Here is a 26,889-nt window from a genome sequence, read left to right on the forward strand (position 1 = left end):
TCATACCCCCGGCGGGTCTCGATGTATTCGGTGAGCTCTCCGCGACCGTCCCGTCTCCTCGGCCGGCGGGCCGTGCGCCCTCGAGTGTGGCCCATGCCGGTCCGCGTGCCGTGGTGTGGCACGCCGCGCTCGTCGACGCGGTGCGGCTCACTCGGACCACGGTGGCCCCGCCGGGGCCGCCGCGGCGTCAGGCGCCGCGTCCGCGCGCGCTGCGCGAACGCGGCGCCTGACGCCTCGGCGGCCCCGGCCACCACTCAACGGAGAGCGGCGGTCCGGTTCGTCGTGTGAACCAGCTCGGTGTACGCCTCCTTCAAGGCGGTCGTCGTCCTGCCCACCGTGTACTCGTGCGCGTCGATCGACCGGACGGGCTGCACCTCGTAGGCGGTGCCCGTGAGGAAGCACTCGTCGAACCCGCCGAGCTCCTCGGGGCGGACATCACGTTCGACGACGCGGATGCCCAGCTCCCGCGCCAGATCCAGCACGGTCGCCCGGGTGATGCCCGCGAGGAAGCAGTCCGCGGTGGGGGTGTGCAGCTCTTCCCCCGCCACGAGGAAGATGTTGGCTCCCGTGGCCTCCGCGACGAGGCCGCGATAGTCCAGGAGCAGCGCGTCGTCGAAGCCGGCGGCGTCGGCGGCGTCCCGTGCCAGGGTGCAGATGTTGTACAGGGAAGCCGCTTTGGCCCGGACGGGCGCGGTGTCCGGCGCCGGGCGACGCCAGCGCGAGGTCCCCAGCCGGATGCCGCTGTTCTTGGCGTCGGCCGAGAAGACGTGCGGCCATTCCCACGTGGCGATCGCGACATGGACGGAGGTGCCCGCACCGGCCACGCCGATCTGCTCGCTGCCGCGCCATGCCACCGGTCGGACGTAGCCGTCGCCGATGCCCTGTCGGGCGACGAGTTCGAGCGTCGCCCCGTCCAGCTCGGCGACGGAGAAGGGGATGCTGAAGCCCAGTTCACGCGCCGAGTCGTGCAGCCGCTGCGAGTGCTCGGTCAGTTTGAAGACGTGACCGTCGTAGACGCGTTCCCCTTCGAAGACGCCGCCGCCGTAGTGGAGACCATGGGTGAGCACGTGCAGGCGGGCGTCGCGCCAGGGGACGAACCGGCCGTCCAGCCAGATGTGCCCGTCACGGTCGTCGAGAGCCGGAGTGGTCACTGCGCGCCCTCCACCGGTGCGTATGCGATGCGGACGATCTGCTCGATGGTGCCGTGGAACGCCTCGGCGTCCTCGGTGGAGGGGTGGTGGGACAGGACGAACGCCGGATAGCCGGTGAACTCGGGGTAGGGCCGTACGACGTCACCCGGATGCAGCATCTGGACGACGTGGTCCACCCGGGGGTCCTCGGCCAGCTCGTCCAGGCCGTGGATGGCGGTGATCCGTCCGGAGCCGCCGCAGGGCACGATGTAGTTGGCGGCCGCACCGATGGCTCGGGCCGGCTGCGCCGGCGGGCCGGGCAGGGAGGCGGGGCCGAGGCCGGCGGCGACGCGCAGGGCGTCCGCGGCCAGATCGGCTCCGGCGACGTGTTCGGCGATGTAGTGGGAGACGCCGGAGCCGCCGATGCGGGCGCCGAGTTCCAGCAGGTAGGGCTTCTCGCCGCCGCGCAGCCGCAGTTCGGTGTGGGTCGGGCCGTCGGTCACCCCGAGGGCGGCGTGGGCGGCGACGACCTCGCGTACCACGGCCTCCTGGACGTGGGGCGGGAGCGCGGCCGGGGCCCGGTAGACGCCTTCTTCGAAGTGCGGGCCGGCCGGCTCGCCCTTGTAGCCGATGGACAGCACCTGGACCTCGCCGCGGTGTGCGAGGGACTCCACGGCGAATTCCGGGCCGTCCAGGTACTCCTCGACGACGAGACCCGCGACGTGGTTCAGATTGTTCCGGCAGACCTCCCACACCTCGTCGACCACGGCGGCGAGCTGCTGCGGGCTGTCGGCCTTGGTCACGCCGAGGCTGGAGAAGCCGTTGGCCGGCTTGACCACCACCGGGAAGGTGAGGCGGGTGGCGTCGGTCCACGCGCCCGGGTCGTCCACGGCGACGAAGCCGGGTACGTTCAGGCCCGCTTCGGCCAGCCGGCGACGCATGATCCGCTTGTCCTGCACGGCACGGGCCGTCTCGCGGCCCAGACCCGGAAGGCCGAGGGCCTCGGCCACGTCGGCGACGAAGGGCACCGCGGGGTCGTAGAGCGTCGTGATGCCGTCGAACGGGGCGCTCTCATGGCGTTGCTTCAGGACGCCGAGGGCCTTGGCCGGATCCCCCTCCACGTCCAGGTGGAGCAGCTCCACCACGGCGGGTGGCAGACGGTCCGGGGACACGGACTCGTCGGGGCGCGGGACCAGGACGATGTCGATGCCGGCCCGTTGCGCGCCCGCGAAGATCCAGGGCAGCGACGTGCGCTGGTAGACCAGGACGACGGTGGGGCGTGGGGGGTGTGGCTCAGTCACGATGTGCTTCTTTCGGTCTGGTTCGGGCTCAGGGGCGGGTCTTCCTCCGTGGCCGGCGGGCGGACCGGGGCGACGGTCATCCACACGCCCGCCGAGCAGAGTGCGAGGAAGAGGAGCGAGGCGGGACCGGGAGCGTCCGCCTCACCCCACGCCCACTCCCCCAGGCGCACCAGGAACGGCACCACCAGTGCGACGGAGGAGGTGAACAGGGGGCCCTTGCGCAGGATCAGTTCATGGGAGATGACGAAGACGGGCGCCGTCAGTACCGCGCCGAGCACGGCGACTCCGGCCCACCGGGCGGCGCTGATGCCGCCCAGCGGCACGCATACGGCCGCGGCCACCCCGAGCATGACCGTGCCCGCGCCCGTGACCGCCGGAAGGGCGGCCAGCGGCGGGACGTCGGACATGTGCTTGCGGTAGACGTAGCCGTACAGGGCGTACGCGAACGTGCCGGCGAGGGCGAAGAGGACCCCGGTGACGAGTACTCCGGTTCCGGCGTCGGTACGCGCCGGGCCGTCTGCCAGCGCGTAGCCGAGGGCCGCCGCGACGGCGAGCAGGGTTCCCAGGACCCGGCGGGTGCCTGCCTGTTCCCGGAAGGCGACGATGCCGATCACGAAGGTGATGCAGGGGAGGAGCGACACCACGAGGCCCACCCGGGAGGCACCCATCCGGTCGATGCCCAGCAGGGTGCCCGTGTAGTAGGCGAAGAAGCCCAGGAACGCGAGCAGCACGACGGCCCCGCGGCGGCCGCCGGTGACCCGGATCGCCGTCCATGTCCGGGGCCGCAGCGCGGAGATCGCGCTGATGACGACGAAACTGGCCGCGGTGCGGCCGGCCGCCACCGCGAGCGGCGGGGTGTCGCTGACCAGCTTGCCGGAGACCACCCATCCCGTCGCCAGCAGCAGCACCATCAGGCAGGACAGGGCCGGGGTGCCGAGGCTGCCCCTCCCGGGACGCTCACCGCTCATGGCGCAGACTCACCACTCCGCGTCCGCGAACCGCAGCGGCGGCAGCCCGGCGAGCGTCCGCTTGGCCCGCAGCAGGACGCTCTGGTCCTCAGTGAAGCGGAACCGCTGCTTCGCCTCACCCGCGGGCAGGTACGCGCGGACGAGTTCCCTGGCCGCGGCCCGGTACTCGTCGTCGGTGCGTACGTGGTCCTCGAGCCGCTCGACGGTGGCGACGTACTCACGCAGGGCGTGGAGGGTCTTGTCCCAGTCCAGGTGGAGCAGGCCGCCGGCCTCGGGCGACCCGGTCAGCGCGCCGTGGGCGCGCAGCCAGGAATAGAGGAAGACGCCCGTGCCGGAATCGAAGTTGCGCGTCGCGTCATCGGCCTGCGGGTACCGGAAGACCCGCTCCAGCAGGATCATGGCGATCTGTTCCTGCGCGAAGGGGACCCCGCCGTCCGCGCAGGCGAGGGCGGTCTTGGCGTCGACCTTGGTCTCCTCCAGGAGTCCGACGAACCAGTTCATCTTCAGAGTGATGTGCTGATCGAACGGCCAGCGGCCCTGGTAGTGCATGGAGTCGTGCAGGTATCCCCAGATCGCACGGGCCTCGAAGCAGACCTCCGGGGCCAGGCCGGACGAGGCCCGCGGTACGGACTCTGCGGTGAGGACCGCCTCGGCGCCCGGCAGGGCGTAAGTCTCGTGGATCTTCCGCATCTTGTTGTAGAAGAACATCGCGTAAGGCTGGTCTTCGACCTTGTCGGGCGCGGCCACGTTCTCGGGGAAGAACACGATGCAGTTGCCGTGGGCGAACCCGTGGCTGCCCGCGATGAGCACCAGGGACTGGCAGTTGTTCTTGGGGTGCGGGAAGGACGTGGCCAGCCGGGGCAGCACGTCGGGTTCCTTGCGCAGTGCGAAGAAGCAGTCGAGCCGCTTTCCCACGGGCGGGACGCTGTTGGTGGTCTGCGCGGGAGCCAGGAAGAACACGTGCTCACCGTCCGCGGGCGGCTCGAGCGCGTCCCGGGAGCGGGCGAAGTCGGGCGGCGTGTCCAGGCCCGCGGCGATCCAGCCGTCCACGTCCGCCACGAGGGCATCGGCCTGGCGGGCCCGTCCGTTACGGCCGTACCAGGCGGCGGCCTCGTCCCGGATCCCGGCGAGCAGTTCGCGATCGGCCGCCTGAGGGGCCGTCACCGTACCGTCGTCGGCCTGGCGGAGGCGGAACCGGTTGACCTTGGGGATGAGCGATCCGGTGAGGTCCTTCGCCTCGGCGCGCGAGGCGGCACCGATCGGGGCGCTGGCCGGGGCGCTGGTCGGGGCTCCGGTCGTCACAGCGCCGCTCCCGCGGTGTCCGGCCGGCCGGCCGATGCGAGCACCTGGTGGATGGTGAAGACCATGGGCACCGGGCCGAAGTCCCGCAGGACGCGCATCCCGTGCCGCTCGGCTGCGACGATCGTGGTGATACAGCCCTCGCTCAGGCCGGCGGCGCAGTCGATGGCGGCCTGGGAATTGCTGAGCACGAGGCGGGCCTCGGCCTGCGGCGAGACCAGTCCCACCGGGGCGGGGTGCGTGGAGACGGTCAGCGGGGCGTCCGCTCCCATGCTGGCCAGGACCATGCTGTGCGTCGGCATGATGAAGCTGTCGACCATGTGCAGCCGGTGCAGGTTCCCGAAGGTCAGGGTGTGTAACGCCGGATAGACGGCGCAGGCCGCGAGCGCATGCTCCCCGTCGTCGGGCACCGCTTCGAGGGCTTCCTCGAGTGACGCGTGGAGTTCGACCTCCCCCGTGACCCCCCGGCGGCGCAGCCATTCATGGGCGGCGGCTTCGAGGTTCGTCCCGTGCGGGCCGAGTGTGTGGACGTAGCGGATGCCGTCCGTGCCTATGCCCGTGCGGTGACGGGGCTCGGTGGCTGTACTCAAGTTTCCTCCTGGCAGCGTCCCAGGCGATCACCTGGGACTGGATCACTCGTCTGAGTGATCAAACAGCCAGGCGCTGCCGCGCACAAAGCAATTGTTGTGCGCCTCACACAGAACGGCGGCGCCCCCTGCACCGTCACCTGGGCACAGGCGGTGCAGGGGGCGCTCGGGGCAACTCCCGGGAGCGCGGACCGAGTCGTCAGCCGTTGATCGCCGGGATGACGTGCTGCCCGTACGCGTCGATGGTGTCCTCCTTCGCGTCGTGCATGTCGTACAACGCGAACTGGTCGACGCCCAGGCCGCGCAGGGTCCGCAGCTTCTCGATGTGGGCCTCGGGCGGGCCGAGCAGGCAGAAGCGGTCCACGATCTCGTCCGGCACGAAGTCGGCGGACGGGTTCCCGGCGCGGCCGTGGTGGCTGTAGTCGTATCCCTGGCGGGCCTTGATGTACTCGGTGAGGGCGTCCGGCACCATGCCGGAGTGCTCGCCGTAACGGCCGACGAGGTCGGCGACGTGGTTGCCGACCATCCCGCCGAACCAGCGGCACTGGTCGCGGGCGTGGGCCAGGTCCTCGCCCACGTACGCCGGCGCCGCCACGCAGATCTTGACCGCGTCGGGGTCGCGGCCGGCCCGTTCGGCGGCCTCCCGGACCGAGCCGACCATCCACTCGGTGAGGTAGGGGTCGGCGAGCTGGAGGATGAACCCGTCCGCCTTCTCGCCGGCCAGGGCCAGCGCCTTCGGCCCGTACGCGGCCATCCAGACGGGGAGCTTCCCGTCCCGGATCCACGGGAGCCGCAGGCGGTTCCCGTCGACCTCGGCCTCCCGGCCCTCCGCGAGGTCCCGGATGACGTCGATGGCCTCCCCGAGCCGGGCCAGGGTGTTCGGTTTGCGCCCGGCGACCCGCATCGCGGAGTCGCCGCGGCCGATCCCGCACACCGTGCGGTTGCCGTACATGTCGTTGAGGGTGGCGAAGGTGGAGGCGGTGACCTCCCAGGTGCGGGTGCCGGGGTTGGTGACCATCGGGCCGATGTGCAGCGTCTGCGTGTTCGCGAGGATCTGGCTGTAGATGACGAACGGCTCCTGCCACAGCACGGCGGAGTCGAAGGTCCAGCCGTAGCGGAAGCCGTTGCGCTCGGCGCGCTTCATGAGGCTGATGACTTGTGAGGCGGGCGGGTCGGTCTGGAGGACGAGGCCGAAGTCCATCACGGTTCCTTAGAGGTACTGGCAGGTGGAGCGGGGGATGTACACCCCGTGGCCGGCCCGGCCGGTGTACTCGCGCCGGTCGATGACGAGTTCGCCGCGCGAGAGCACGGTGTCGACGCGTCCGGTGATCCGCTTGCCCTCGTACGCCGAGTAGTCCACGTTCATGTGGTGCGTCTCGGCGGAGATGACCTGCTCGGCGTGCGGATCGTAGAGGACGATGTCGGCGTCGGAGCCGGGCGCGATGGTGCCCTTCTGCGGGTAGAGGCCGAACATCCGGGCCGGGCTCGCGCAGGCGATCTCGATCCAGCGGCGGCGGCTGATGTGCCCGTCCAGGACGGCCTGGTGGAGGAGGTCCATCCGGTTCTCCACGCCCGGCAGCCCGTTCGGGATCTTCGAGAAGTCGCCGCGGCCGAGCTCCTTCTGGCCGCGGAAGCAGAACGGGCAGTGGTCGGTGGAGACCACCTGGAGGTCGTCGGTCCGCAGACCCCGCCACAGCGCGGCCTGGTGCTCGCGCGGCCGCAGCGGGGTGGAGCAGACGTACTTGGCGCCCTGGAAATCGGGTTCCGCGAGGTTGTCGGTGGACAGGAACAGGTACTGCGGGCAGGTCTCCCCGAACACCGGCAGGCCCTTGTCGCGGGCGGCGGCGAGCTCGGCGACCGCCTCCTGCGCCGAGACGTGGACCACGTACAGCGGGGAGCCGGCGACGCGCGCGAGCTGGATCGCCCGGTGAGTGGCCTCGGCTTCGAGGAGAACCTTGCGGACCTCGCCGTGGTGGCGGGGATCGGTCTCCCCGCGGGCCAGGGCCTGTTCGACGAGGACGTCGATCGCGATGCCGTTCTCGGCGTGCATCATGATCAGCCCACCGTTGCCGGAGGCCCGCTGCATGGCGCGCAGGATCTGCCCGTCGTCGCTGTAGAAGACGCCGGGGTAGGCCATGAACAGCTTGAACGAGGTGACACCCTCCCCGATCAGGTGGTCCATCTCCTTCAGGGTCCCCTCGTTGACGTCCGAGAGGATCATGTGGAAGGCGTAGTCGATGGAGCACTTGCCGTCGGCCTTGTCGTACCAGGTGTCGAGCCCCTGGCGCAGCGCCTGGCCCATGCTCTGCACGGCGAAGTCGACGATGGTGGTGGTGCCGCCCCAGGCGGCGGCCCGGGTGCCGGTCTCGAAGGTGTCCGAGGCGGCGGTCCCGCCGAAGGGCAGCTCCATGTGGGTGTGGGCGTCGACCCCGCCGGGGATGACGTACTTCCCGCTCGCGTCGATCGTACGGTCGGCGGTCCAGGCCTCGGCGGCCGCCGATCCGTGGGCCGCGAGGGCGGCGACGCGGCCGTCCTCGACCAGGACGTCGGCATGGAGCTCGTCGGCGGCCGTGATGACGAGGCCGCCGCGGATGAGGGTGCGGATGGACATGTGCGGCGCCTCCGGTTACACGATGCTGCTCAGGGCCCGTTCGAGGATGTCGGCGCCCTCTTCCGCCTCGGCGACGGTGAGGGACAGCGGCGGCGCGATGCGCAGCACGCTGGTGTCGTGCCCGCCGCCCTTGCCGATCAGCAGACCGCCTTCGCGGGCGGCCTCCAGGACGGCGGCGGCCGCGTCCGGATCGGCCTCGTCGGTGCCGGGTTTCGTCAGCTCCAGCCCGGCCATCAGGCCCCGGCCGCGGACCTCTCGTACGGCGGGCACGGTGGCGGCGATGGCGCGCAGCCGCTCCAGGAGCAGGCCGCCGACGCGGCGGGCGTTGCCCTGGAGGTCGTGCTCCAGCAGGTACGCGAGGTTGGCGACGCCGGCCGCCATGGTGACCGGGGAGCCGCCGAAGGTGGAGATGGAGTTGGTGTCGATGCAGTTCATCACCTCGGCGCGGGCCACGACCCCGCCGATGGACATGCCGTTGCCGATGCCCTTGGCGAAGGTGAGGATGTCCGGCGGCCCGTTCTGGGCGTGGGCCTGCCAGCCCCAGAAGTGCTCTCCCGTACGGCCCCAGCCCGTCTGCACCTCGTCGCTGATCCAGAGGATGCCGTGCCGGTCGAGGACCCGGCGGAAGGCCCCGTACAGCCCGTCGGGCGGGGCGGTGAACCCGCCGACGCCCTGGACGGGTTCCGCGATGAGGGCGGCGACGCCGCCGCGGGCCTGGCCGAGCACGTCCTCGAGGTCGGCGACGGCGGCGGCGGTGAACTCGGCGTCGTTCAGGTGCGCGAAGGGTCCGCGGGAGCGCACGGCGCCGTGGACGTAGTACGTCTGGAGCGGCGAGAGGCTGGTCGGGGACCAGCCGCGGTTGCCGGTGATGCCGACGGTGGAGAAGGACCGGCCGTGGTAGCTGTTGCGCATCGCCAGGATCTGGTTGGAGCGGCGGTACGCGGTCGCCAGCAGCAGGGCGGTGTCGTTGGCCTCGGTGCCGGAGGTGGTGAAGAAGACCCGCGCCTCCGGGATGCCGGACAGGGCGGCGACCCGCTCGGCCAGCTCGATCATCGGGCGGTTGAGGTACAGGGTGGAGGAGTGGATGAGCCGGCCGGCCTGCTCGGAGACGGCCTTGGTGACCTCGGGCAGGGCGTGGGCGGTCATCGTGGTGAGGATGCCGCCGAAGAAGTCGAGGTAGCGGTTACCGTCGGCGTCCCAGACGTGGCGGCCCTCGCCGTGCGTGAGCTCGATGGGGCGCCGGTAGTAGAGCGCGAGCCAGTCGGGCAGGACGGCCTGGTGGCGGCTGTGCAGGGGGATCGGGTCGGTCACGGCTGAACGAGCCCTCCGTAGGCGTCGGGGCGGCGGTCGCGGTAGAAGGCCCACTGGTCGCGGACCTCCTTGATCAGGTCGAAGTCGAGGTCCCTGACAAGGAGTTCCTCGTCTTTGCCGCTGGCGACCTCCCCGACGAACTGGCCACGGGGGTCGACGAAGTAGCTGGTGCCGTAGAAGTCGTTGTCGCCGTACTCCTCCTGGCCGACGCGGTTGATCGCGGCGATGAAGTACTCGTTGGCGACGGCCGCGGCGGGCTGTTCCAGCTGCCACAGGTAGGAGGACAGGCTGCGGGAGGTGGCGGACGGGTTGAAGACGAGCTGGGCGCCTGCCAGGCCGAGGGCGCGCCAGCCCTCGGGGAAGTGGCGGTCGTAGCAGATGTAGACGCCGACGCGGCCTACGGCGGTGTCGAAGACGGGCCAGCCGAGGTTGCCCGGGCGGAAGTAGTACTTCTCCCAGAAGCCCTTGACCTGGGGGATGTGGTGTTTGCGGTACTTGCCGAGGTAGCTGCCATCGGCATCGATGACGGCGGCGGTGTTGTAGTAGAAGCCCTCGGACTCGAGCTCGAAGACCGGTACGACGATGACCATGCCGGTCTCGCGGGCGAGCGCCTGCATGCGCTGGACGGTGGGCCCGTCGGGGACGGGCTCGGCCCAGCGGTAGTGCTCGGGATCCTGGACCTGGCAGAAGTACGGGGCGTTGAACACCTCCTGGAAGCCGATGATCTGCGCACCCTGCGAGGCGGCCCGGCGGGCGTGCTCCTCGTGCTTGGCGATCATCGACTCGGTGTCTCCGGTCCAGGTGGCCTGGACGAGTGCGGCGCGGACGACTTGGGCCATGAGCTGCTCCTCGCGACGGGAACGCCGAGTTCTACGCACGTAGACGATATGCGTAGGGAGTAGAACGTAGGCCTCGTCACACCGTGGGGCAAGACCGCCGTGCGCGGTTGGGTGAGTCGATCAGGTTATGACAACGGGCGGTCGAATCCGCTCAATGGACGGGCGGTTTCGCAACCCGCAGGGCGTGTACGAGGTCACGGTGATGCGTGCCGGACAGGGCCTCGGCGGCCCGGAGCAGCCGGGGGGTGAACCACTGCGGATCGCGGCGCGCGAGCCGGACCGCCTCCTCCGCGGTGCGGACCTTGACGAAGGCGCCGAGCAGGGAGTCGGCCTCGTGGGTCCGGCCGGCGGCGGCCAGGGCCAGGGCGGCGTCGGCGATCTCGGCGGCGGGGCGGGACGCGCCCTGACGCAGCAGGGCCTCGCAGTCGGCGTGCCGGCCTGCTTCACCGAGGGCGGCGGCGGCTGCGGCGAGCCGCTCGGGCGGGAGCGAGGCCGCCTCCCACAGCAGTGTGGCCCAGTCCGCACCGAGCCCGGCACGGACCAGCTCGGCGGCGAACCCGGGCAACCACTCGGCGGGCCCGGCGGCGGCCTCGCAGAGCACCGCATGCGCCTCCCCACTGCGCCCCTGAGCCCGCAAGACCACCAACCGCCCGACCACCCCTGCAACTCCGCCGGCGGAGTGCCGGCCCGGCTCCGCCGCCGCTAACCCGACCCCGGCGGCGGCGTGCACCTCCGCCTCCGGCGGGGCGAAGTGGTCCCAGGCGGTGGACTGCACCTGCGCCTGCGCCTCGGGCGAGGCTGAACCGGACTCGTCGGCGGACTGCGGCTCCGGCCTCGCCGGGGCGAAACGGGCCCGGCCGATCGTCCCGCGGAGAGCGGAGGGCTCGGGGTCGGGGTCGGGGCGGCCGAAGCGGGCGCCGCGGGGCGGAGCGGCGTCCGCGTCCGGGAGCCCGGGCGGCGGGGTGAAGGAGGCAGAGGCCTCGGGGACCGCGGCGCCGGCGTAGCGGGCCCCGCCGGCCCGCCGCGCCCCGCGCAGCCACCGCCCCTCGGCCCGCCCGACGGGCGGCTCCGCCCGGTCCTCCCCCGCCTCCCGCTGCCGCGGCACCCCGGGCAAGGGTCCACCGTCCCCCACCCCGGCCCACGCCCCGGGCGCCTGCACCGCATCCGCGGCCTCAGCCTCGGCCTCGGCCTCGGCGGACCAGGAGCCACCGCCCCGGCTGCCCAGGTCCGGGCCGTGCGGGTCCTGGTACGGGGCACGTTCGGCCGGCGGGTCGCCACGCCAAGCAGCGGCGGGCAGCGGGTCGGCGGGCGGCCAGGCCGGGGCCGGCTCCGGGGTGGGCGCCGACAGGGCCGTCAGGCGGGAGGTCAGGTCCTGCTGGCGGGCGGCGGCCCTGGCTGCGTCGTCGCGGGTCCAGGCGAGTTCCCGGGTCAGTGCCTCCGCCTCGGTGCGGTCCGTCGTCGCGGCCAGGCGGGCCGTGAGGGTGCGCGTCGCCGCGTCCGAGACGGCCCGCTGGTCGGCGGCCGCCGCCAGCAGGGTCCGCAGTTCCTCCGCGCCGCCCGGCAGCCGGTCCCACACCTCGACGGCCGCGGCCCGCAGCCGGGCCGCGTACTGCGTCTCCCGCTGCGCGGACTCGGCGCCCCTGGCCCCCGCGAGGTCGCTGAGCAGCGACTCCAGCACGTCCCACGGCGGCATCGCAGCCCCGTCCAGGCAGGCCCGCAGACCCTCCGGATCCCGGCGCAGGAACTCCCCGTACCAACCTGCCCCCGGATCGAGCCTCTGCGTCAACCCGCGCAAGTAGCCCGAGAGTTGACCGATCACCAGCGAAGTCGCGGTCTCCATGCCCGCATTGGACCCCACCGGTGTTACGGGCGGGCTACGGGAGTCTCAAAGCTTGACGGCGATCGCGGTGTGCGGACGCTTCCCGAGCCGGAACACCGCCGCCGGCACGTCCAGCCCCCAGAACTGCCAGGTGTACTTCCGCAGCATCAGCTTGCGCACCCGCTTCAGCCCCGCCTCGTCCAGCAGCCGCGCCTCACCCTCCAGCACGGGCGCCCCTTCCGCGACCCGCCCGCGCACATCGCAGGCGCTGACCGTGACCCGCCCGTTGTTGCGGATCCGCTTCACCTTCCAGGAATCGCTGCGCGTCCAGACGTACAGCTCACCGCCGTCCGCCACCGCCCACACGGGCGTCGCGACGGGTGTGCCGTCCTTGCGGAACGTGGTGAGGCTGACGTACTTGCCCTGGTCCAGCTCATCGAGAGTCATCCGCGGAGCCTAAGGGCTGTCCCGTAATCCCCCACCCGGAGCGGGGTGCGGGCGCGGTGCGGCGCCCGCATCGGGGAGGGCCGCGCCACCCTGGCGCCCGGCATCGGCCCGGCCCTCCGGCGCCGCGCAGACGGCAAGCAGCAGACCCGCCGCCAGGACGGCGCCCAGGAGTCCGAAAGCGAGTCGTGTGGAAGCGTTCGAGACTGACACGCCTTCACGCTTGCCCCGCGTCCGGCCGCCCCCACCACCGATTGGGCCGTTCGGCCCGCCGGGCCCGCCCGAAAGAACCCGCAGGTCCGCGGGCCGGGAAGGGCCGAGCAGGGTCGCAGCGGGCCGGCAAGGGCCCACAACGGCGTCAGGCGGGCACGAACGCGCAGCGGCGCAGCACCTCGTCCAGGGACAGACCGAGCGCCTCGGCCACAGCGGCCACGGTGAAGAACGCCGGGGTCGGCGCACGGCCGGTCTCGATCTTGCGGAGCGTCTCGGCGGACAGCCCGGCGCTCGCCGCGACCTCGACCATGCTGCGGCCGCCGCGGGCCTCGCGCAGCAGTGCGCCCAGGCGCTCGCCGCGCTCGCGCTCTTCGGGGGTGAGAGGGGTGCGGACCATGCCCGCATCCTACCCGCTCCCCCAATAACTATCCCGTGAAAGTTATACCGGGATAGAAATACCGGTATAGTTATTGGCATGGTGGAACTGAAGACGGAAGAGTCGATCGATGCAATGCGCGCCCCGGGCCGGGTCGTCGCCGAGGCCCTGGCCGCCGTACGGAAGACCGCGCGGGTCGGGGTGTCCCTGCTGGACCTGGACCGGGTGGCCCGCGAGGTGCTCTCCGGGGCGGGCGCGAGCTCGCCGTTCCTCGGCTACCGGCCGGAGTTCGCGCCGGTGCCCTTCCCCGGGGTGATCTGCACCTCGGTCAACGACGCGATCGTCCACGGCATCCCCGACGGCTACCGGCTGCGCGACGGCGACCTGGTCAGCATCGACTGCGGGGCGAAGCTCGGCGGCTGGGTCGGGGACGCGGCGGTCAGCTTCACCGTCGGCCGGCCGCGCCCGGCCGACCTGCGGCTGATCGAGACCGCCGAGGCGGCCCTCGCGGCCGGCATCGCCGCCGCGCTGCCCGGCAACCGGATCGGGGACATCGCGTACGCCGTCGGCTCGGTCTGCCGCTCCGCCGGCTACGGCGTCCCGGACGGGTTCGGCGGCCACGGCATCGGCCGCAGCATGCACGAGGACCCGGGCGTGCCCAACGAGGGCCGCCCTGGGCGCGGCATGAAGCTGCGCCCCGGCATGGTCCTCGCGATCGAGCCGATGCTGGTCGCCGGCGGTACGGACGACTACCGGTGCGACGGGGACGGCTGGACCCTGCGGACCGTCGACGGGAGCCGCGCCGCGCATGCGGAGCACACGGTCGCGATCACCGCCGACGGCCCGAGGATCCTCACCACGCTCTGAGTCCTACGGCTTGCCGTGCGGGTGCACCACCATCGCCGAGCCCCCGCCCCGCCGGCTCGTCTCGGCCGCGGCCAGCCAGCGCCCGTCCGGGAGCCGCTGGACCCCGGTCGCCGCGCCGATCTCCGGGTTCTGCCGGAACCTCTGTCCCAGCGCCTCCAGTTCGCTGCGCAGCGGGCTGTTCCACAGGCCCGGCTCCAGCTCGGTGGTGGTCTGGTTGCGCTGGCTGGCCCGCGGCGCCGCGATGGCGTCGACCAGCGGCAGCCCCCGGTCCAGGTGCCCGATCAGGGTCTGCAGGACGGTGGTGATGATGGTGGCCCCGCCCGGGGAGCCCACCGCGAGCACCGGACGCCCGTGCTCCAGCACGATGGTCGGGGACATGGACGAGCGCGGCCGCTTGCCGGGGCCGGGCAGGTTCGGGTCCGGGACCCCGGGAGCCGCCGGGGCGAACGAGAAGTCGGTCAGCTCGTTGTTCAGCAGGAAGCCACGGCCCGGGACGGTGATCGCGCTGCCGCCGGTGGATTCGATCGTCAGCGTGTACGAGACGACGTTGCCCCAGCGGTCGGCGACCGTCAGGTGCGTGGTGTTCTCCCCCTCGTACGTGGTCGGGGCGGCCTGGCCGGAGCCGCCGCAGGCCGCCGGGTGACGCGGGTCGCCGGGGGCCAGCGGGCTGGTCAGCGTCCGGTCCGGGGCGATCAGGCAGCCGCGCGAGTCGGCGAACCGCTGCGAGAGCAGCTCCCGCGTCGGCACGTTCTCGGCGGCCGGGTCGCCGACCCAGCGGCCGCGGTCGGCGAACGAGATCCGCGAGGCCTCGATGAACCGGTGCAGGTACTGGGTCTCGGACAGCTTCGACAGGTCGGTGCGCTCGAGGATGTTGAGCGCCTCGCCGACGGTGGTGCCGCCCGAGGACGAGGGCGCCATGCTGTACACGTCGAGGCCCCGGTAGCTCACCTGCGTCGGGGCCTGCCGCTTGGTCTCGTACGCGCGCAGGTCGCCGGTGGTCAGATCGCCCGAGCGGACGATCCGGGTGGCGGCCGGGTCCACGGGGGGCTTGCGCACCGCCCGGACGATGTCCTCGGCGATCGGGCCCCAGTACAGCGCGCCCGTGCCCTTGCGGGCCAGTTCCGCGTACGTGGCCGCCAGGTCGGGGTTCTTGAAGGTGGAGCCGACCACCGGCAGGGCGCCGCCCGGCAGGAAGAGCTTCCTGGTGTCGGGGAAGTCCTTGAAGCGGTCCTGGTTGAGCTCCGTCTGGGCCCGGAAGGTCGGGTCGACGGTGAACCCGTCGCGCGCCAGCTTCTCGGCGGGTTTCAGGAGTTGGCCGAGCGGGCGGGTGCCCCAGGCGTCGAGGGCGCTCTTCCAGGTGGCCGGGGTGCCGGGGACGCCGACGGAGCGGCCGCTGGTCTGGCCCTGCTCGAAGGGGATGGGGACGCCGTTCTCCTGGAAGAGGCCGGCGGTGGCCGTGGCGGGCGCGGTCTCGCGGCCGTCGACGGTCTGCACCCGGCGGGACTTGGCGTCGTAGTAGACGAAGTAGCCGCCTCCGCCGATGCCGGCCGAGTACGGCTCGGTCACCCCGAGCGCGGCCGCGGTCGCGACGGCGGCGTCCACGGCGTTGCCGCCGGAACGCAGGACCGCGATGCCGGCTGCGGAGGCGTCGGCGTCGACACTGGCGACGGCCCCGCCGTAGCCGGCGGCGACCGGGACCTTGGCGGGAGTGCCCCCCGCGGACGCCACCGCCTCTGACGGCGGGGCCGCCGCGCCGGTGGACACCAGCGCTCCGGCGAGGGCGACGAGCACTAACTGACGTGTGGCGGAACGACGCATCCGTACCTCCAGTCGACGGCCTGTCGGACCCCACCGGACAGGCCTGAACTCGGCACTTTAACTTCACCGCACCCCCCGCGTCAGGAAGACTCCCTGCGGGCTAGCATCCGGCCCATGAACGAAGACGTGCGCAACATCGTGCTCGGGGTGGTGGCCACCGCCATCAGCGGCGGCTTCGGCTGGTTCACCCGGACCTATCTGTGGCGCCGTACGCTGCGCCGCAAGCAGGCCTTCTTCGGCCTGCCCACGGGCTCCGACTGCCTGTTCGTGGTCAACCGGCAGATGGGCGGCACCGAGGGGTCGGTGCACCGCAACGACGCCTTCGCGCTGCTGGAGATATCCGCCCTGATCAAGGACTGCGGGGCAAATCTCCAGATCGTCTCCCACGACTCCGTCCGCCAAGGCTTCGGCGAGCGCGCCGAGTTCTGCGTGGGCGGGCCGGTGTCCAATGCCCGGACGGCGGCGCACCTGGCCTCCATGCTGCCGGGCGTCCGGGTCGACCTGTCCACCGAGCCGGGTCCGGACCGCGGGGCGATCCGCGTCGGCGAGGAGACGTACCGCTGGCAGAAGGGCCAGATCGACCACGTGCTGCTGGCCCGGCTGACGACCGGGCCGGGAAGCCGGCCGGTGTTCCTGGTCTCCGGGCAGACCGCGATCAGCAACCAGGCGGGCGCCCGCTACCTGGCGCGCCACCACAAGGACTTGGCGCGCCGCTACCGCGGGGACTCCTTCTGCGTGGTGCTGAAGGTCAACAACTCCGACGCGTACGGCCCGGACGTGGTCGAGCTGCTGGCGGACGTCACCCGGCCGGCCCGGACACCCGCAGCGGCAGCCGCGTGATCCCGTTGATGAAGTTCGACACCAGCCGGCGCGGCGGGCCCGCGAGTTCCGGGGCCGGCATGGCCGCGCGCCACTCCTCGTAGAGGACGCGCAGCTGGAGCCGGGCGAAGTGGGCGCCGAGGCAGACGTGCGGGCCGTCCCCGAAGGAGACGTGCGCGTTGGGCGTCCGGCCGAGGTCGAGGCGCCCGGGGTCGGTGAAGACGCGCTCGTCGTGGTTGGCGGAGGCGTGGAAGACCACCACCTTGTCCCCGGCGCGGATCGGCTGCCCGGCGAGCTCGGTGTCGACGGCGGCCGTACGGCGGAAGCTGAGCACCGGTGGGTGCACGCGCAGCAGTTCGTCGACCGCGGTGTGCATCGGGGCCCGGCCGTCGGCGAGCAGCCGGTACGCGCCCGGGTCGCGGGCCAGTGCCAGCAGTCCGCCGGGCGCGGCGCTGCGTACGGTGTCGTTGCCGGCGACGGTGAGCAGGAAGAAGAACATCTCCAGCTCGGCCGGGTCCAGTCCGGCCTCGGCGAGCGCGGTCATGACGTCGTCGCCGGGGTGCGCGCGCTTGTGGGCGGCCAGTTCCCGGGCGTACGAGAACATCTCGCCGAGCAGCGCCGGGGAGCGCGGGTTGAGGGGCTTTCCGTCGGGCCCGAGCAGGGGCGCGGGCGCGTCCTCGGGGTCCTGGTAGCCGATGATCCGTACGGTCCACTCCAGCAGCAGGCCCCGGTCGGCGGCCGGGACGCCCAGCAGGTCGGTCAGGTTGAGCAGCGCGTACTCGTCGGTGACCGTGCGGACCAGGTCGGCGGCGCCGTCCTCGGCCTTCGCGCGTGCGGTGGCGAGCAGGGTCCGGGCCCGTTCGCGGACCCGGCCGGCGAAGGCGTCGACGCGGGCGGGGGTGAAGGCGCGGGAGACCAGCCGGCGCAGCCGCCCGTGGTCGCCGGCGCTGCGGCGCGGGTCCTGGTTGAGCATGGTGCGCCGCAGGAACGGCAGGTCGGCCGGGTCGGGATCGCGAATCTGGGTGGCACCCAGCCAGGAGGAGTACGTGGCGTGGTCGCGCAGCACCCGGACCACGTCGGCGTGCCGGGTGACGGCCCGGAAGCCGGGGCCGGCGGGCCAGCCCTGGATCTCCGGCTCCGCCTGCCAGGCGACCGGGTGCCGGTCGCGCAGCAGCCGGTAGCTCTCGTACGGGATCCCGGCGCCGTAGATCCGGGGGTCGAAGACGTCGGGCACGTACGCGGCGGGGTCCATGGGGTCACCGTGGCCGGGGTACCGGCGGTCCCGCAAGGGGGCGATCAGCGGCCGAGGTCGCAGCGGGCGGGTCCGACCGAGGTGTCCGGGCCGCGCAGGACCACCGCGTACCGCGCGTCGACGGAGGCCGCCGTGCACACGAGTTGACGGCGGGCCGTCTCGGACAGGCCGGCGACCGCGAACGGCAGCCGGACTTCCAGGGTCTCCCCGGACACGATGCTCGACGAGAGGCCGAAGGGGGGCTTCCTGTCGGCAGGCGCGGGCACCCGGGTCTCCAGGCCTGCGGCCTTCTCCTTGTCGAGGGGGCCGATGAGCAGCCGCATGAGGACGGATACCGCCGACTCGGCGGGCTGCTCGCTCTCGGGTACGGGGAAGAGCCGCCCGTCGGACGTCACGAAGTACACCGTCCCCTTGGTGTGGGGGTCGGGAAAGACCACCTTCCCAGCGTCTCCGCTCTCGATGACCCCGGTGGGCTTGATCCCGCAGCCGGTGAGCAGCAGTCCGCCCAGCAGCAGGGCGGCGGCCGCGGCCGTCCGTACCCGGGTCACGCGCCGGCCTCCAGAGGCATGTCGAGGGTGAACACCGCTCCCCCGGCGGGCCCGTTCGCGGCGCGCAGGGTACCGCCGTGCAGCCGGACGTTCTCCAGGCTGATGGCGAGGCCGAGGCCGCTGCCCGCGGAGCGGGTACGGGCGGCGTCGGCCTTGAAGAACCGGTCGAAGATGTGCGGCAGCACCTCGGGGGCGATGCCGGGCCCGCTGTCGGCGACTTCGATCAGCAGCCGGGGGCCGCCGATCCGCGATTCGGGGCGCACGGTGACGTGTACCGGGGCGCCGCCGTGCTTGAGGGCGTTGCCGACGAGGTTGGCGAGGACCACGTCGAAGCGGCGCGGGTCGAGCCGGGCGCGGACCTGCCGCGGCAGGTCGGTGACCACCCGCTCGTCGTCCCAGCGGCGGAGCTCGAGGGTCTTCTGCACGGCCTCGGCGATGTCCACGTCGTCGAGGTTGAGCTCGGCGGCGCGGGCGTCGAAGCGGGAGATCTCCATGAGGTCCTCGACGAGGACGGCGAGCTTGCCGGTCTCGGCGCTGACCAGCCGCACGGCGGCGGCCGTGTCGGCGTCCAGCCGCTCGGCGTCCTCGTCCAGGACCTCGGTGACGGCGAGCATCCCCGACAGCGGGGTGCGCAGCTCGTGGGAGACGTCGGAGGCGAAGCGGCGGGCCCGGATCTCGGCCTCCCGCAGTTCGCTCACGGACTGTTCGAGGGCGCGGGCGGTCTCGTTGAAGGTACGGGCGAGGCCGGCGAGCTCGTCGGCGCCGCGGACCTCGATGCGGGTGTCGAGGCGGCCGCGGCCGAGGCGTTGGGCTGCGCGGCGCATGTCCCGTACCGGGCGCAGCACGCTGCGCGCGGCGAGCAGGGCGGGGACGACGGCGATGGCCAGGCCCGGGACGGCGCCGCGCTGGGCGGCTTCGACCATGGCCTCGACCGTCTTCCCCTCGGTGGTCAGGCGCATCGTCGCGAAGATGACCAGGCCGGTGGGTTCCCGGGTCTCGTGGTGGAGGAAGACGGCCGGCATGCCGACGGTGAGGTACGGGGTGCCGGAGGCGTCGGTCACCCGCTGGAAGGCGCCGTGCGGATGGGCCGTCACCTGGCGGCGGAGCTGCTCGGTCACCACGGTGGAGGTGGGCGCGGTGGTGCTGGAGGCCCGCAGGGTGCCGTACTCGGCGAAGACGTTCCACGGGTTCGGCTTGCCCTTTTTGCCCAGCTCGTTGACGATGCGCTGGAGCTGCGCCTGGTCCAGCGGCAGGTCGAGGGGCTGGCTGCCCACGAGGTCCCGCAGGGTGATGACCGCGGTGTCCTGGCTCTGCTTGAGGACCGCCGTGCGGGCCTGCTGGTAGGTCAGCGTGGCCGTGGTCACCGCGCTGATCGCGGCGACCAGCAGGAAGGCCGCGATCAGCCGGGTGCGCAGCCCGAGCGGCGCGATGCGCCTCACAGCGGTCCGAAGCGGTAGCCGAAGCCGCGCACGGTCTGGATGTAGCGGGGGCTGCCGTCGGGGTCCTCGACCTTGGTGCGCAGGCGGCGTACGCAGGCGTCCACCAGCCGGGCGTCGGCGTGGTAGCTGTGGTCCCACACGTACTCGAGCAGTTGCTGGCGGGAGAAGACCTGCTCGGGCGAGGCGGACAGGTGCAGCAGGAGTTTGATCTCGCTGGGGGCGAGGGGGACCCGCTCGCCGTTCTTGGCGACGGTCAGCCCGGCGCGGTCGATGGCGAGCTCTCCGTGGAACTCGACCTCGGGACGGCTGCCCGAAGGGGCGCCGAGCCGGCGCAGCACGGCCTTGATGCGGGCCTCGATGACCTCGGTGCGGGCGGGTTTGACGATGTAGTCGTCGGCGCCGGCCTCGAGGCCGACGACTATGTCGAAGTCGTCTCCGCGGGCGGTCAGCATGATGATCGGGAGCTGGCTGGTCTCGCGGATGCGGCGGCAGACCTGCACGCCGTTCATCCCGGGCAGCATGAGGTCGAGCAGCACCAGCTCCGGGAGGAATCTCCCCATCAGCGCGAGGCCCGCTTCGCCGGTCTCGGCGGCGCTCACCTCGTGGCCGCGGCGGCGCAGGCCGAGGCTCACTCCTTCCCTGATGGAAGGGTCGTCCTCGATCAGCAGTACGCGTGGCATCCGGTCATTGTCCAAGGTGATGGGGGGCTTGCTCTCCTGCTAACGGCCGATTTTCCGCCGCAGGGAGTCCAGCAGGTCGGTGATTTCCGTGAGGCGCAGCGGCCTGGCGAGCAGGACGACGACGAGCGCGAGCGCCGCGGTTCCCGCGCCGACGGCGGCGAAGTCGCCGAACCGCTCGGACGCGCGGGCGGCCGCGTACCCGGCAGCGGCCGCGGGCAGGCAGGCGACGAGCAGCCGCAGGTGGGTGCGGGCCGCGGTGGTGCGTCGCTCGGTACGGGTCCCCGCGCGCGGGCCGAGCCGCCGGGCGAGGGTGTATGCGGTGACCGCGAGGCCCGCGAACAGGGCGACGGAGTAGGCGCCCGCCATGCCGGTGACGGCCCAGCGCGGCGGGAGCAGGAGGTACGCGGTGAGCGACAGCCCGGCGTTCAGGGCGGCGATGACCAGGTTCAGGAAGAACGGGGTCCGGGTGTCGGAGAGGGCGTAGAACCCGCGCGAGAGGACGTACTGGCCGGAGAAGGCGATCAGGCCGGGTGCGAAGGCCATCAGCATGCCGGCCATCACTTCGATGTCGGCGGCGGTGGTGCGCCCGTACTCGAATACGGCGCCCATCACCCACGGGGCGAGGGCGAGGAACACGAAGGTGGCGGGAACGACCAGGGCGGCGCTGGAGCGCAGCGCGTACGAGACGTCCCGGCGAACCGCCGCGAGGTCGCCGTCGGAGGCGGCGCCGCTCATCCGCGGCATCAGGGCGGTGATCAGGGAGACGGTGATGATGCCCTGCGGGACGATCCACAGCTGGTAGGCGTTGCTGTAGGCGGTGTAGCCGGCGCCGCCCGCGAGGCCGGCCTCCACGGCGCGCCGGCCGGTGGTGGTGGAGAGCCGGGTCACGACCCAGTAGCCGATCTGGTTGGTGAAGACGAGCATGACCAGCCAGCCCGCGTTGCGCAGCGGGCGGGCGAGGCCGCTGCCGCGCCAGTCGAAGCGGGGGCGCCAGCGGAAGCGGGCGGCGCGCAGCGAGGGGACCAGGGCGAGGGCCTGGAGGACGATGCCGGCGGTGGTGCCGAGGCCGAGGAGGCGGGTCTCACCGGAAGTCAGCCCGTCCGCACCTCCATGACTGCCCTGGGAGACCACGAGGAACAGCCCGAAGACGCCGATGATCACGATGTTGTTGAGGACGGGGGTCCACATCATCGCGCCGAACCGGCCGCGCGCGTTCAGCACCTGGCCGAGCAGGGTGAACAGCCCGTAGAAGAGGATCTGCGGGAGGCAGTACCGGGCGAGGGCCACGGTGGTGCTCGCCTGGCTCCCGGTGTAGTCGGTGTACGCCGAGACGATGAGCGGCGCCGCGACGACCGCGGCGGCGGTGAGTACGACCAGGGCGGTGGTGCAGGCGGTCAGCAGCCGGTCGGTGTAGGCGGCCCCGCCGTCCTGGTGCTCCTTGGCGGCCCGGACCAGCTCGGGCACGAAGACGGCGTTGAGCGCGCCGCCGATGAGCAGCATGTACAGGATGTTCGGGACGGTGTTGGAGACGGCGTAGCTGTCGCCGAGCAGCCCGGTGCCGAGCGCGGCGACGACGACGGCGGAGCGGACGAAGCCGGTGGCGCGGGAGACGATCGAGCCGGCCGCCATGAGGGCGCCGCTGCGCAGCACCGAGGTCTTCCCCGGTGCCGGCTCCGCGGTGCCTTCGGCGGCTGTTCCTTCGGCGGACGGACCGGTCGCCGGTCTGGTGTCGGTGGCCGTCACCGGCGGGCCAGGTAGGCCTGGAACGCCTTGTGGAGCGCCGTGTTGGCGTATCCGTCCATCGGGGTCTCCCACTCGCCGAGCGTTTCGACGACCTGCCCGCCGGTGCCGAGCTTCCAGCGCAGCAGCCCGAAAGAACGTTCGTCGGGGTCAAGGGTGGAGGGTACCCCGCGCATGTCGTATTCGTCCGCGCCGAGGGTGTGTGCGTCCCGCATCATGCGCCACTGCAGGGCGTTGCTGGGGCGGACCTCGCGGCGGTGGTCGGCGGAGGCGCCGGTCTGGTACCAGACCCGCTTCCCGGCCACGATCATGGTGTGCGCGGCGAGGATCTCGCCCTGGTGGATGCCCAGGTAGAGGCGCATCCGGCCGGGCGCCTCGGCGTTGAGGACCTCGTACTGCTGCTGGTAGTACGCGAGCGAGCGGCCGAGGCGGAAGCCGTCGCGCTCCTCGGTGATGCGCAGCAGCCGGTAGAACTCGGGCAGGTCGGCGGCGGTGCCGAGGACGGTCTCCACGCCGGACTTCGTGGCCTTGCGCACATTGCGCCGCCACTCCTGGTTGAGGCCGGACCACAGCTCGTCGAGGGACCGGCCGGCGATGGGTACGCGGAAGACGTGGCGCGGCTGTGCGTCGCCGTCGTCCTCGCCGCCGCAGCGCTTCCAGCCGCGGGTGCGCAGCCGGTCGGCGAGTGCGGCGCCGACCGGGTCGACCTCGGTGGCGAGCACGTCGGAGATCTGCCGGCCGGGTCCGGTACCGGACTTGACGGCGGCGGCGTCCCAGCGGCGGTAGGCGGGCGTGGGCCCGATCCGGACGGCGAAGGCGCCGGCCGCGCGCAGATGGCGCTTGAAGGGGTCCAGCCACCGGTCGATGTCCGGGTCGGACCAGTCGGCGACGGGGCCCTCGGGGAGGTAGGCGAAGTATTTACGGGTGCCGGGGAATTGGCGGTACAGGACCAGTCCGGCACCGGCTATTTCCCCGTCGGGGTAGTGCCATCCGACCCTTTCCGAGCGCCAAAGGTCCTTGACCCCGGCCCAGGACGGGTACTGGAGAAAGCTCGCGTTCCGGTTACTGGAAAGGAAGGCCTGGTATTCCGGAACGGACAGCGGACGCACACTCAGCTCCTGGTCCGGGGACTGGTGTCGCTGGGCGGGGGTCACGAGCAGTGCGCACACGACGGATCGGCCTTCCTGTACGTCCGGGAACCCGGGATGCGGATGCGGGATGCACAGGACTCTCACAGGTGTCCATGACCGAAGTGCGCGGCGATTGTGACCGGACGATGACCGTTTCGCTGCGGTCCACGTCACAACCGAAAGTCGGATCTTTTCGGCGGATTACGCAACCTACAGTCGTGCCGTTCGCATCTCCTTTTGCGGACGATCATTACTTGGAGGGGTTTTCGTTGAGCCGCACACGCCGTATCGCACGCAGTCGCCACGCCATGCTGGCCGGGACCGCACTCATGGCCGCCGCGCTGACCGCCTGCGGGGGCGGCTCGGGCGGGAGCGGCGGCGGGAACGACTCCGGCAAGGCGGAGATGAAGAAGAAGCCGGACATGGCCATATCCGTGAACCTCACGGGCGATCAGGCCAAGCCCGGCGAGCCGGTGAAGGTGACCCTCGCCGAGGGGAAGCTGTCCCTGGTGAAGGTGTCCGACGGCAAGGGCGGCGAACTGCCCGGGAAGATAGCCGACGACGGCAAGACGTGGACCTCCGAGCGCAACGCCTCGCCGGGCACGGACTACAAGGTCGAGGCGCAGAACACCGACAGCCAGAGCGCGGGCGCCCAGTTCAAGACGGTCGCCGCGGACAAGGTGAACAAGGTCACGATCAACCCGGGCAAGGCCAGTCCGGTGGTGGGCGTCGCCCAGCCGGTCTCGATCGTGTTCGACAACCCGGTGAAGAACAAGGCCGAGGTCGAGAAGCACCTGAAGGTCACCACCTCGAACAACACCGAGGGCTCCTGGGGCTGGTTCAAGGACTACACCGGCAACGACCGGGTGGACTGGCGGCCGAAGGAGTACTGGAAGTCCGGCACCGAGGTCAAGGTCGAGATGAACCTCAACGGGGTGGACTCGGGCCAGGGCGGCGGGATGTTCGTCAAGGACTACGACACCGCGTTCAAGATCGGCAAGGACCGCCGGCTCCAGGTGAACCTGGACACCCACAAGATGACGGTGACCGAGGACGGCCAGGCGGTGAAGACCATTCCGATCTCGGCGGGCACGCCCGGCGGCCAGAAGGCCTCCTGGTCCGGGAAGATGGTGCTGATGAGCAAGGAGGGCACCATCCGGATGGACTCCCAGACGGTGGGCCTGGGCGACTCCTACGACAAGATGGTCGACTACTCGATGCGGGTGACCTGGTCGGGCATGTACATCCACGCCGCGCCGTGGAACAGCGGCAACTTCGGCCGGGCCAACAGCAGTTCCGGCTGCGTCGGGATGAGCGACTCCGACGCGAAGGCGCTCTTCGCCGAAGCCCAGGTCGGCGACCTGGTCGAGGTCGTCGGCGACGGCTCCAAGGGCAAGGCCGAGATCGGCAACGGCTACGGCGAGTGGAACCTGTCCTGGGACGAGTGGAAGGCCAAGAGCGCCCTGGCCGGCGGTGCGGGCGGCACTCCCCAGAACGGCTGATCCGCGGACAGGCCCGCCCGACACCCCCGACGTCTCCGCCGTCATCGACTGGGCGCTGGCCAACACCCCTGCCGACGGCGGCCACATCGGCCTCGGCGGGGTCTCGTACGGCGCGGGCATCAGCTTGCTGGCCTCGGCGCACGGCCCCGGATCAAAGCCGTCGTCGCGCTCAGCGGCTGGGCCGACATCATCCAGTCGATCTACCTCTGATCTTGGCCGGTGCTCCGCTCTTCAGGGCGGGGGTGGAGGCCGTCTTCGGCCCGGAGGCGCGGAGCGCCGGGGTGCTCTGCGCCTGCGGGGTGACGGTCAGACGGGGCGCTGCTGGTTTTCGATGTACTGCTTGACGGCGGTCAGGGGTGCGCCGCCGCATGAGCCGGCGAAGTAGGAGCCGGACCAGAAGTGTCCACCCCACAGGTACCGGCGGACGTGGCTGTTGTACTCCTGGCGGAGCCTGCGGGAGCTGACGCCCTTGAGGGAGTTGACCAACTTGGAGAGCTGCACCTTGGGTGGGTAGTGCACGAGCAGGTGTACGTGGTCCTGTTCGCCGTTGAACTGTTTCAGCTCGGCTTCGAAGTCGGCGCATACCTCCCGCATGATCTCTTCGGTGCAGTTCGGCATGGCGTCGGTGAACGCGTTCCGCCGGTACTTGGTGACAAAAACCAAGTGAACGTGCAGGTGGTGGACAACATGGCGACCGGCTCTGACGTCGGGGTCAGGGTTCAGGCCTGGCGATATGAACCAATGCTAGGTTCTCTGTCATGGGTCAAGACACTCTGGTCAAGCGGCAGTTCGGGCACCGTGTCCGGCTTGCGCTGTCGCCTGCTGAGGTGTTGAAGGCCGACCGCCAGGCACACGCGGCCCGCACCATGTGGAACCTGCTGCACGCCTGGTGGCGGATGATGTCGAAGGAAAAGCGGACTCTCGGAAACGCGGATGCCGCAATCCGGAAAGCCCGCGAGGATATCGACTTCCTCGCTGCCCTTCCCGCGCAGGCCGCGCAAGCGGTGCTGAAGACGTACTTCCAGGCGTGGAAGAACTGCTGGGACGGTCGCGCAGACGCTCCGAACTTCAAAGGCCGCATCCGCACGGTGATGTCCGTGGACATTCCACAGGGGCGGGACCTGAACATCGTCCGCGTCCACCGCCGCTGGGGCCTGGTCAACATTCCCAAGGTGGGCCGGGTCCGCTTCCGGTGGACCAAGGACCTGCCCGTGGGCAAGCATGCCAACGCGGAAAACCGGATCACCGGAGCGCGGCTGGTCAAGGACGCGCTCGGCTGGCACATCGCCTTCCGCGTTCAGGCCTTGGACGTCTTGCCCGCACCCCACCAGGGGCCGGAGGTCGGGATCGACGTGGGTGTCACCGTGCCGATCGCCCTGTCGGACGGCGACACGTACGAGCACGATGAGTGGTTGACCGATCGAGAGAAGGCAAAGCTCCTGCGCCTGGAGCAGAGTGCCGCCCGGCGCAAGGCACACCGCAAGCCCGGCGAGCGCACCAGCCGCCGACTGCACCACACATACGACCAGATCGCGGGACTCCGCGCGAAAGCCAAGCGCAGAGCCGTGGACTGGCAGCACCAGACGACCACCGCCATCGCCCGCAGATACGGCACTGTCGTGGTCGAAGCACTCGCCATCACGAACATGGTCAAGTCGGCCAGGGGCACCATCGAAGTGCCGGGGAAGAACGTCGCCCAGAAGTCCGGGCTGAACCGCTCCATCAGCGGGGAGGCGTGGGGGCGGACAGCCGCCATGCTGGCGTACAAGACCGCCCGGCACGGCGGCACCCTGCACAAGGTCCCCGCCCCCGGCACCTCCCAACGCTGCTCAGCGTGCGGCCACACCACGCCCGGGAGCCGGGAGTCACAGGCCGTGTTCGTGTGCAAGAACCCGGACTGCGGCTGGTCGGGCAACGCCGACCACAACGCAGCCCGCAACGTCCTGCACCTGTACCGGATGGGCCTCGCGCTCGTCCCGGCTGCCGGGAGGGCAGTCGTCAGGCGCGCCAAGCGCGTCAAGCCCGCTACCGCAAGGTAAGCAGGAATCTCCCGGCTTCAGCCAGGAGAGCACTTCAAATCGAGCACAACCCCACCGGCGCACAGCTGACCTTCTCCTCGCCGCGCACCGATCCCTCGTACGTCTCGGTACCTCTGCGCGAGCAGTGATCTGCGGCTGCTGCCGGACGGGGCGGCTC

Annotated in this window: 24 protein-coding genes and 1 pseudogene; 5 read left to right on the top strand and 20 right to left on the bottom strand. The window is 71.7% G+C overall.

Features of this window, described 5'->3' with window-relative positions; genetic code table 11:
* Window positions 1–254: 254 nt before the first annotated feature.
* From OHT74_RS08470 to OHT74_RS08525, 12 genes are all read right to left on the bottom strand, one after another.
* Window positions 255–1,151 (bottom strand): branched-chain amino acid aminotransferase, encoded by an 897-nt coding sequence (locus OHT74_RS08470; RefSeq protein WP_328619898.1) that lies wholly within the window; start codon window positions 1,149–1,151, stop codon window positions 255–257.
* Window positions 1,148–2,431, bottom strand: coding sequence for an ATP-grasp domain-containing protein (locus tag OHT74_RS08475; RefSeq protein ID WP_328619899.1), 1,284 nt, complete (start codon window positions 2,429–2,431; stop codon window positions 1,148–1,150). The genes OHT74_RS08470 and OHT74_RS08475 overlap by 4 nt, the downstream gene beginning before the upstream one ends.
* On the bottom strand, window positions 2,428–3,399 hold the full coding sequence (locus OHT74_RS08480; RefSeq protein WP_328619900.1) for a DMT family transporter: 972 nt from the start codon (window positions 3,397–3,399) through the stop codon (window positions 2,428–2,430). The genes OHT74_RS08475 and OHT74_RS08480 overlap by 4 nt, the downstream gene beginning before the upstream one ends.
* A 9-nt stretch (window positions 3,400–3,408) precedes the next feature.
* Complete coding sequence (locus OHT74_RS08485) at window positions 3,409–4,701, bottom strand: DUF6421 family protein (RefSeq protein WP_328619901.1); 1,293 nt, start codon at window positions 4,699–4,701, stop codon at window positions 3,409–3,411.
* Window positions 4,698–5,288 (bottom strand): bacilysin biosynthesis protein BacA, encoded by a 591-nt coding sequence (locus OHT74_RS08490; RefSeq protein WP_266662197.1) that lies wholly within the window; start codon window positions 5,286–5,288, stop codon window positions 4,698–4,700. Before OHT74_RS08490 ends, OHT74_RS08485 begins: the two co-directional genes overlap by 4 nt.
* 196 nt (window positions 5,289–5,484) lie before the next feature.
* On the bottom strand, window positions 5,485–6,486 hold the full coding sequence (locus tag OHT74_RS08495) for a TIGR03842 family LLM class F420-dependent oxidoreductase (protein ID WP_328619902.1): 1,002 nt from the start codon (window positions 6,484–6,486) through the stop codon (window positions 5,485–5,487).
* Between the two features lie 9 nt (window positions 6,487–6,495).
* The gene (hydA, locus tag OHT74_RS08500; protein ID WP_266662201.1) at window positions 6,496–7,896 is read right to left on the bottom strand and encodes a dihydropyrimidinase; all 1,401 of its coding nucleotides are present in this window, start codon (window positions 7,894–7,896) and stop codon (window positions 6,496–6,498) included.
* Window positions 7,897–7,911: 15 nt separating this feature from the next.
* The gene (locus tag OHT74_RS08505) at window positions 7,912–9,207 is read right to left on the bottom strand and encodes an aspartate aminotransferase family protein (RefSeq protein ID WP_266662203.1); all 1,296 of its coding nucleotides are present in this window, start codon (window positions 9,205–9,207) and stop codon (window positions 7,912–7,914) included.
* The gene (locus OHT74_RS08510) at window positions 9,204–10,046 is read right to left on the bottom strand and encodes a nitrilase-related carbon-nitrogen hydrolase (protein WP_266662209.1); all 843 of its coding nucleotides are present in this window, start codon (window positions 10,044–10,046) and stop codon (window positions 9,204–9,206) included. The genes OHT74_RS08505 and OHT74_RS08510 overlap by 4 nt, the downstream gene beginning before the upstream one ends.
* A 151-nt stretch (window positions 10,047–10,197) precedes the next feature.
* On the bottom strand, window positions 10,198–11,886 hold the full coding sequence (locus OHT74_RS08515) for a hypothetical protein (RefSeq protein ID WP_328619903.1): 1,689 nt from the start codon (window positions 11,884–11,886) through the stop codon (window positions 10,198–10,200).
* A 45-nt stretch (window positions 11,887–11,931) separates the two neighbouring features.
* Window positions 11,932–12,312, bottom strand: a complete 381-nt coding sequence (locus OHT74_RS08520; RefSeq protein WP_266662213.1) for a PPOX class F420-dependent oxidoreductase — start codon at window positions 12,310–12,312, stop codon at window positions 11,932–11,934.
* Between the two features lie 355 nt (window positions 12,313–12,667).
* Window positions 12,668–12,919: a helix-turn-helix domain-containing protein gene (locus tag OHT74_RS08525; protein ID WP_053786654.1), complete on the bottom strand. Its 252-nt coding sequence runs from the start codon at window positions 12,917–12,919 to the stop codon at window positions 12,668–12,670.
* A gap of 78 nt (window positions 12,920–12,997) precedes the next feature.
* On the opposite strand from OHT74_RS08525, the gene map reads away from it, so the two are divergent.
* Window positions 12,998–13,765, top strand: coding sequence for a type I methionyl aminopeptidase (gene map, locus OHT74_RS08530; protein ID WP_266662216.1), 768 nt, complete (start codon window positions 12,998–13,000; stop codon window positions 13,763–13,765).
* A gap of 3 nt (window positions 13,766–13,768) precedes the next feature.
* Here map and ggt read toward each other — a convergent pair whose 3' ends face one another.
* Complete coding sequence (ggt, locus tag OHT74_RS08535) at window positions 13,769–15,583, bottom strand: gamma-glutamyltransferase (RefSeq protein WP_328619904.1); 1,815 nt, start codon at window positions 15,581–15,583, stop codon at window positions 13,769–13,771.
* A gap of 114 nt (window positions 15,584–15,697) precedes the next feature.
* On the opposite strand from ggt, the gene OHT74_RS08540 reads away from it, so the two are divergent.
* The gene (locus OHT74_RS08540) at window positions 15,698–16,423 is read left to right on the top strand and encodes a hypothetical protein (protein ID WP_266662228.1); all 726 of its coding nucleotides are present in this window, start codon (window positions 15,698–15,700) and stop codon (window positions 16,421–16,423) included.
* On the opposite strand, the gene OHT74_RS08545 is transcribed toward OHT74_RS08540, so the two are convergent.
* The 6 genes from OHT74_RS08545 to OHT74_RS08570 are packed head-to-tail and all read right to left on the bottom strand — an operon-like array spanning window position 16,383 to window position 23,176.
* A complete protein-coding gene (locus tag OHT74_RS08545) occupies window positions 16,383–17,654 on the bottom strand; it encodes a cytochrome P450 (protein ID WP_266662231.1) in 1,272 nt (423 codons plus the stop codon). The genes OHT74_RS08540 and OHT74_RS08545 overlap by 41 nt on opposite strands.
* Window positions 17,655–17,698: 44 nt before the next feature.
* Window positions 17,699–18,202: a hypothetical protein gene (locus OHT74_RS08550; protein ID WP_266662233.1), complete on the bottom strand. Its 504-nt coding sequence runs from the start codon at window positions 18,200–18,202 to the stop codon at window positions 17,699–17,701.
* Window positions 18,199–19,641, bottom strand: a complete 1,443-nt coding sequence (locus tag OHT74_RS08555; protein WP_328619905.1) for a HAMP domain-containing sensor histidine kinase — start codon at window positions 19,639–19,641, stop codon at window positions 18,199–18,201. Before OHT74_RS08555 ends, OHT74_RS08550 begins: the two co-directional genes overlap by 4 nt.
* Window positions 19,638–20,321 carry a response regulator gene (locus OHT74_RS08560; RefSeq protein WP_266662239.1) on the bottom strand — a complete coding sequence of 228 codons (684 nt, stop codon included), beginning with the start codon at window positions 20,319–20,321 and terminating at the stop codon, window positions 19,638–19,640. The genes OHT74_RS08555 and OHT74_RS08560 overlap by 4 nt, the downstream gene beginning before the upstream one ends.
* Before the next feature lie 39 nt (window positions 20,322–20,360).
* Complete coding sequence (murJ, locus tag OHT74_RS08565; RefSeq protein ID WP_443047316.1) at window positions 20,361–22,064, bottom strand: murein biosynthesis integral membrane protein MurJ; 1,704 nt, start codon at window positions 22,062–22,064, stop codon at window positions 20,361–20,363.
* Window positions 22,061–23,176 (bottom strand): lipid II:glycine glycyltransferase FemX, encoded by a 1,116-nt coding sequence (locus OHT74_RS08570; protein WP_443047697.1) that lies wholly within the window; start codon window positions 23,174–23,176, stop codon window positions 22,061–22,063. The genes murJ and OHT74_RS08570 overlap by 4 nt, the downstream gene beginning before the upstream one ends.
* A gap of 284 nt (window positions 23,177–23,460) precedes the next feature.
* Between OHT74_RS08570 and OHT74_RS08575 the strand changes: the two genes are divergently transcribed.
* Both OHT74_RS08575 and OHT74_RS08580 read left to right on the top strand, forming a co-directional pair.
* A complete protein-coding gene (locus OHT74_RS08575) occupies window positions 23,461–24,693 on the top strand; it encodes an Ig-like domain-containing protein (RefSeq protein WP_443047317.1) in 1,233 nt (410 codons plus the stop codon).
* A 10-nt stretch (window positions 24,694–24,703) separates the two neighbouring features.
* Window positions 24,704–24,897: pseudogene (locus tag OHT74_RS08580) on the top strand (CocE/NonD family hydrolase); the annotation flags it as partial.
* A gap of 102 nt (window positions 24,898–24,999) precedes the next feature.
* Here OHT74_RS08580 and tnpA read toward each other — a convergent pair.
* On the bottom strand, window positions 25,000–25,416 hold the full coding sequence (gene tnpA / locus OHT74_RS08585) for an IS200/IS605 family transposase (RefSeq protein WP_328623282.1): 417 nt from the start codon (window positions 25,414–25,416) through the stop codon (window positions 25,000–25,002).
* Between the two features lie 35 nt (window positions 25,417–25,451).
* Here tnpA and OHT74_RS08590 point away from each other — a divergent pair, with 35 nt between their 5' ends.
* Entirely contained in the window at window positions 25,452–26,732 is a 1,281-nt protein-coding gene (locus OHT74_RS08590) for an RNA-guided endonuclease InsQ/TnpB family protein (RefSeq protein ID WP_328619907.1), read from the top strand.
* Window positions 26,733–26,889 lie beyond the last annotated feature (157 nt).

The organism is Streptomyces sp. NBC_00354 (genome assembly GCF_036106915.1).
Taxonomy (GTDB): Bacteria; Actinomycetota; Actinomycetes; order Streptomycetales; family Streptomycetaceae; genus Streptomyces.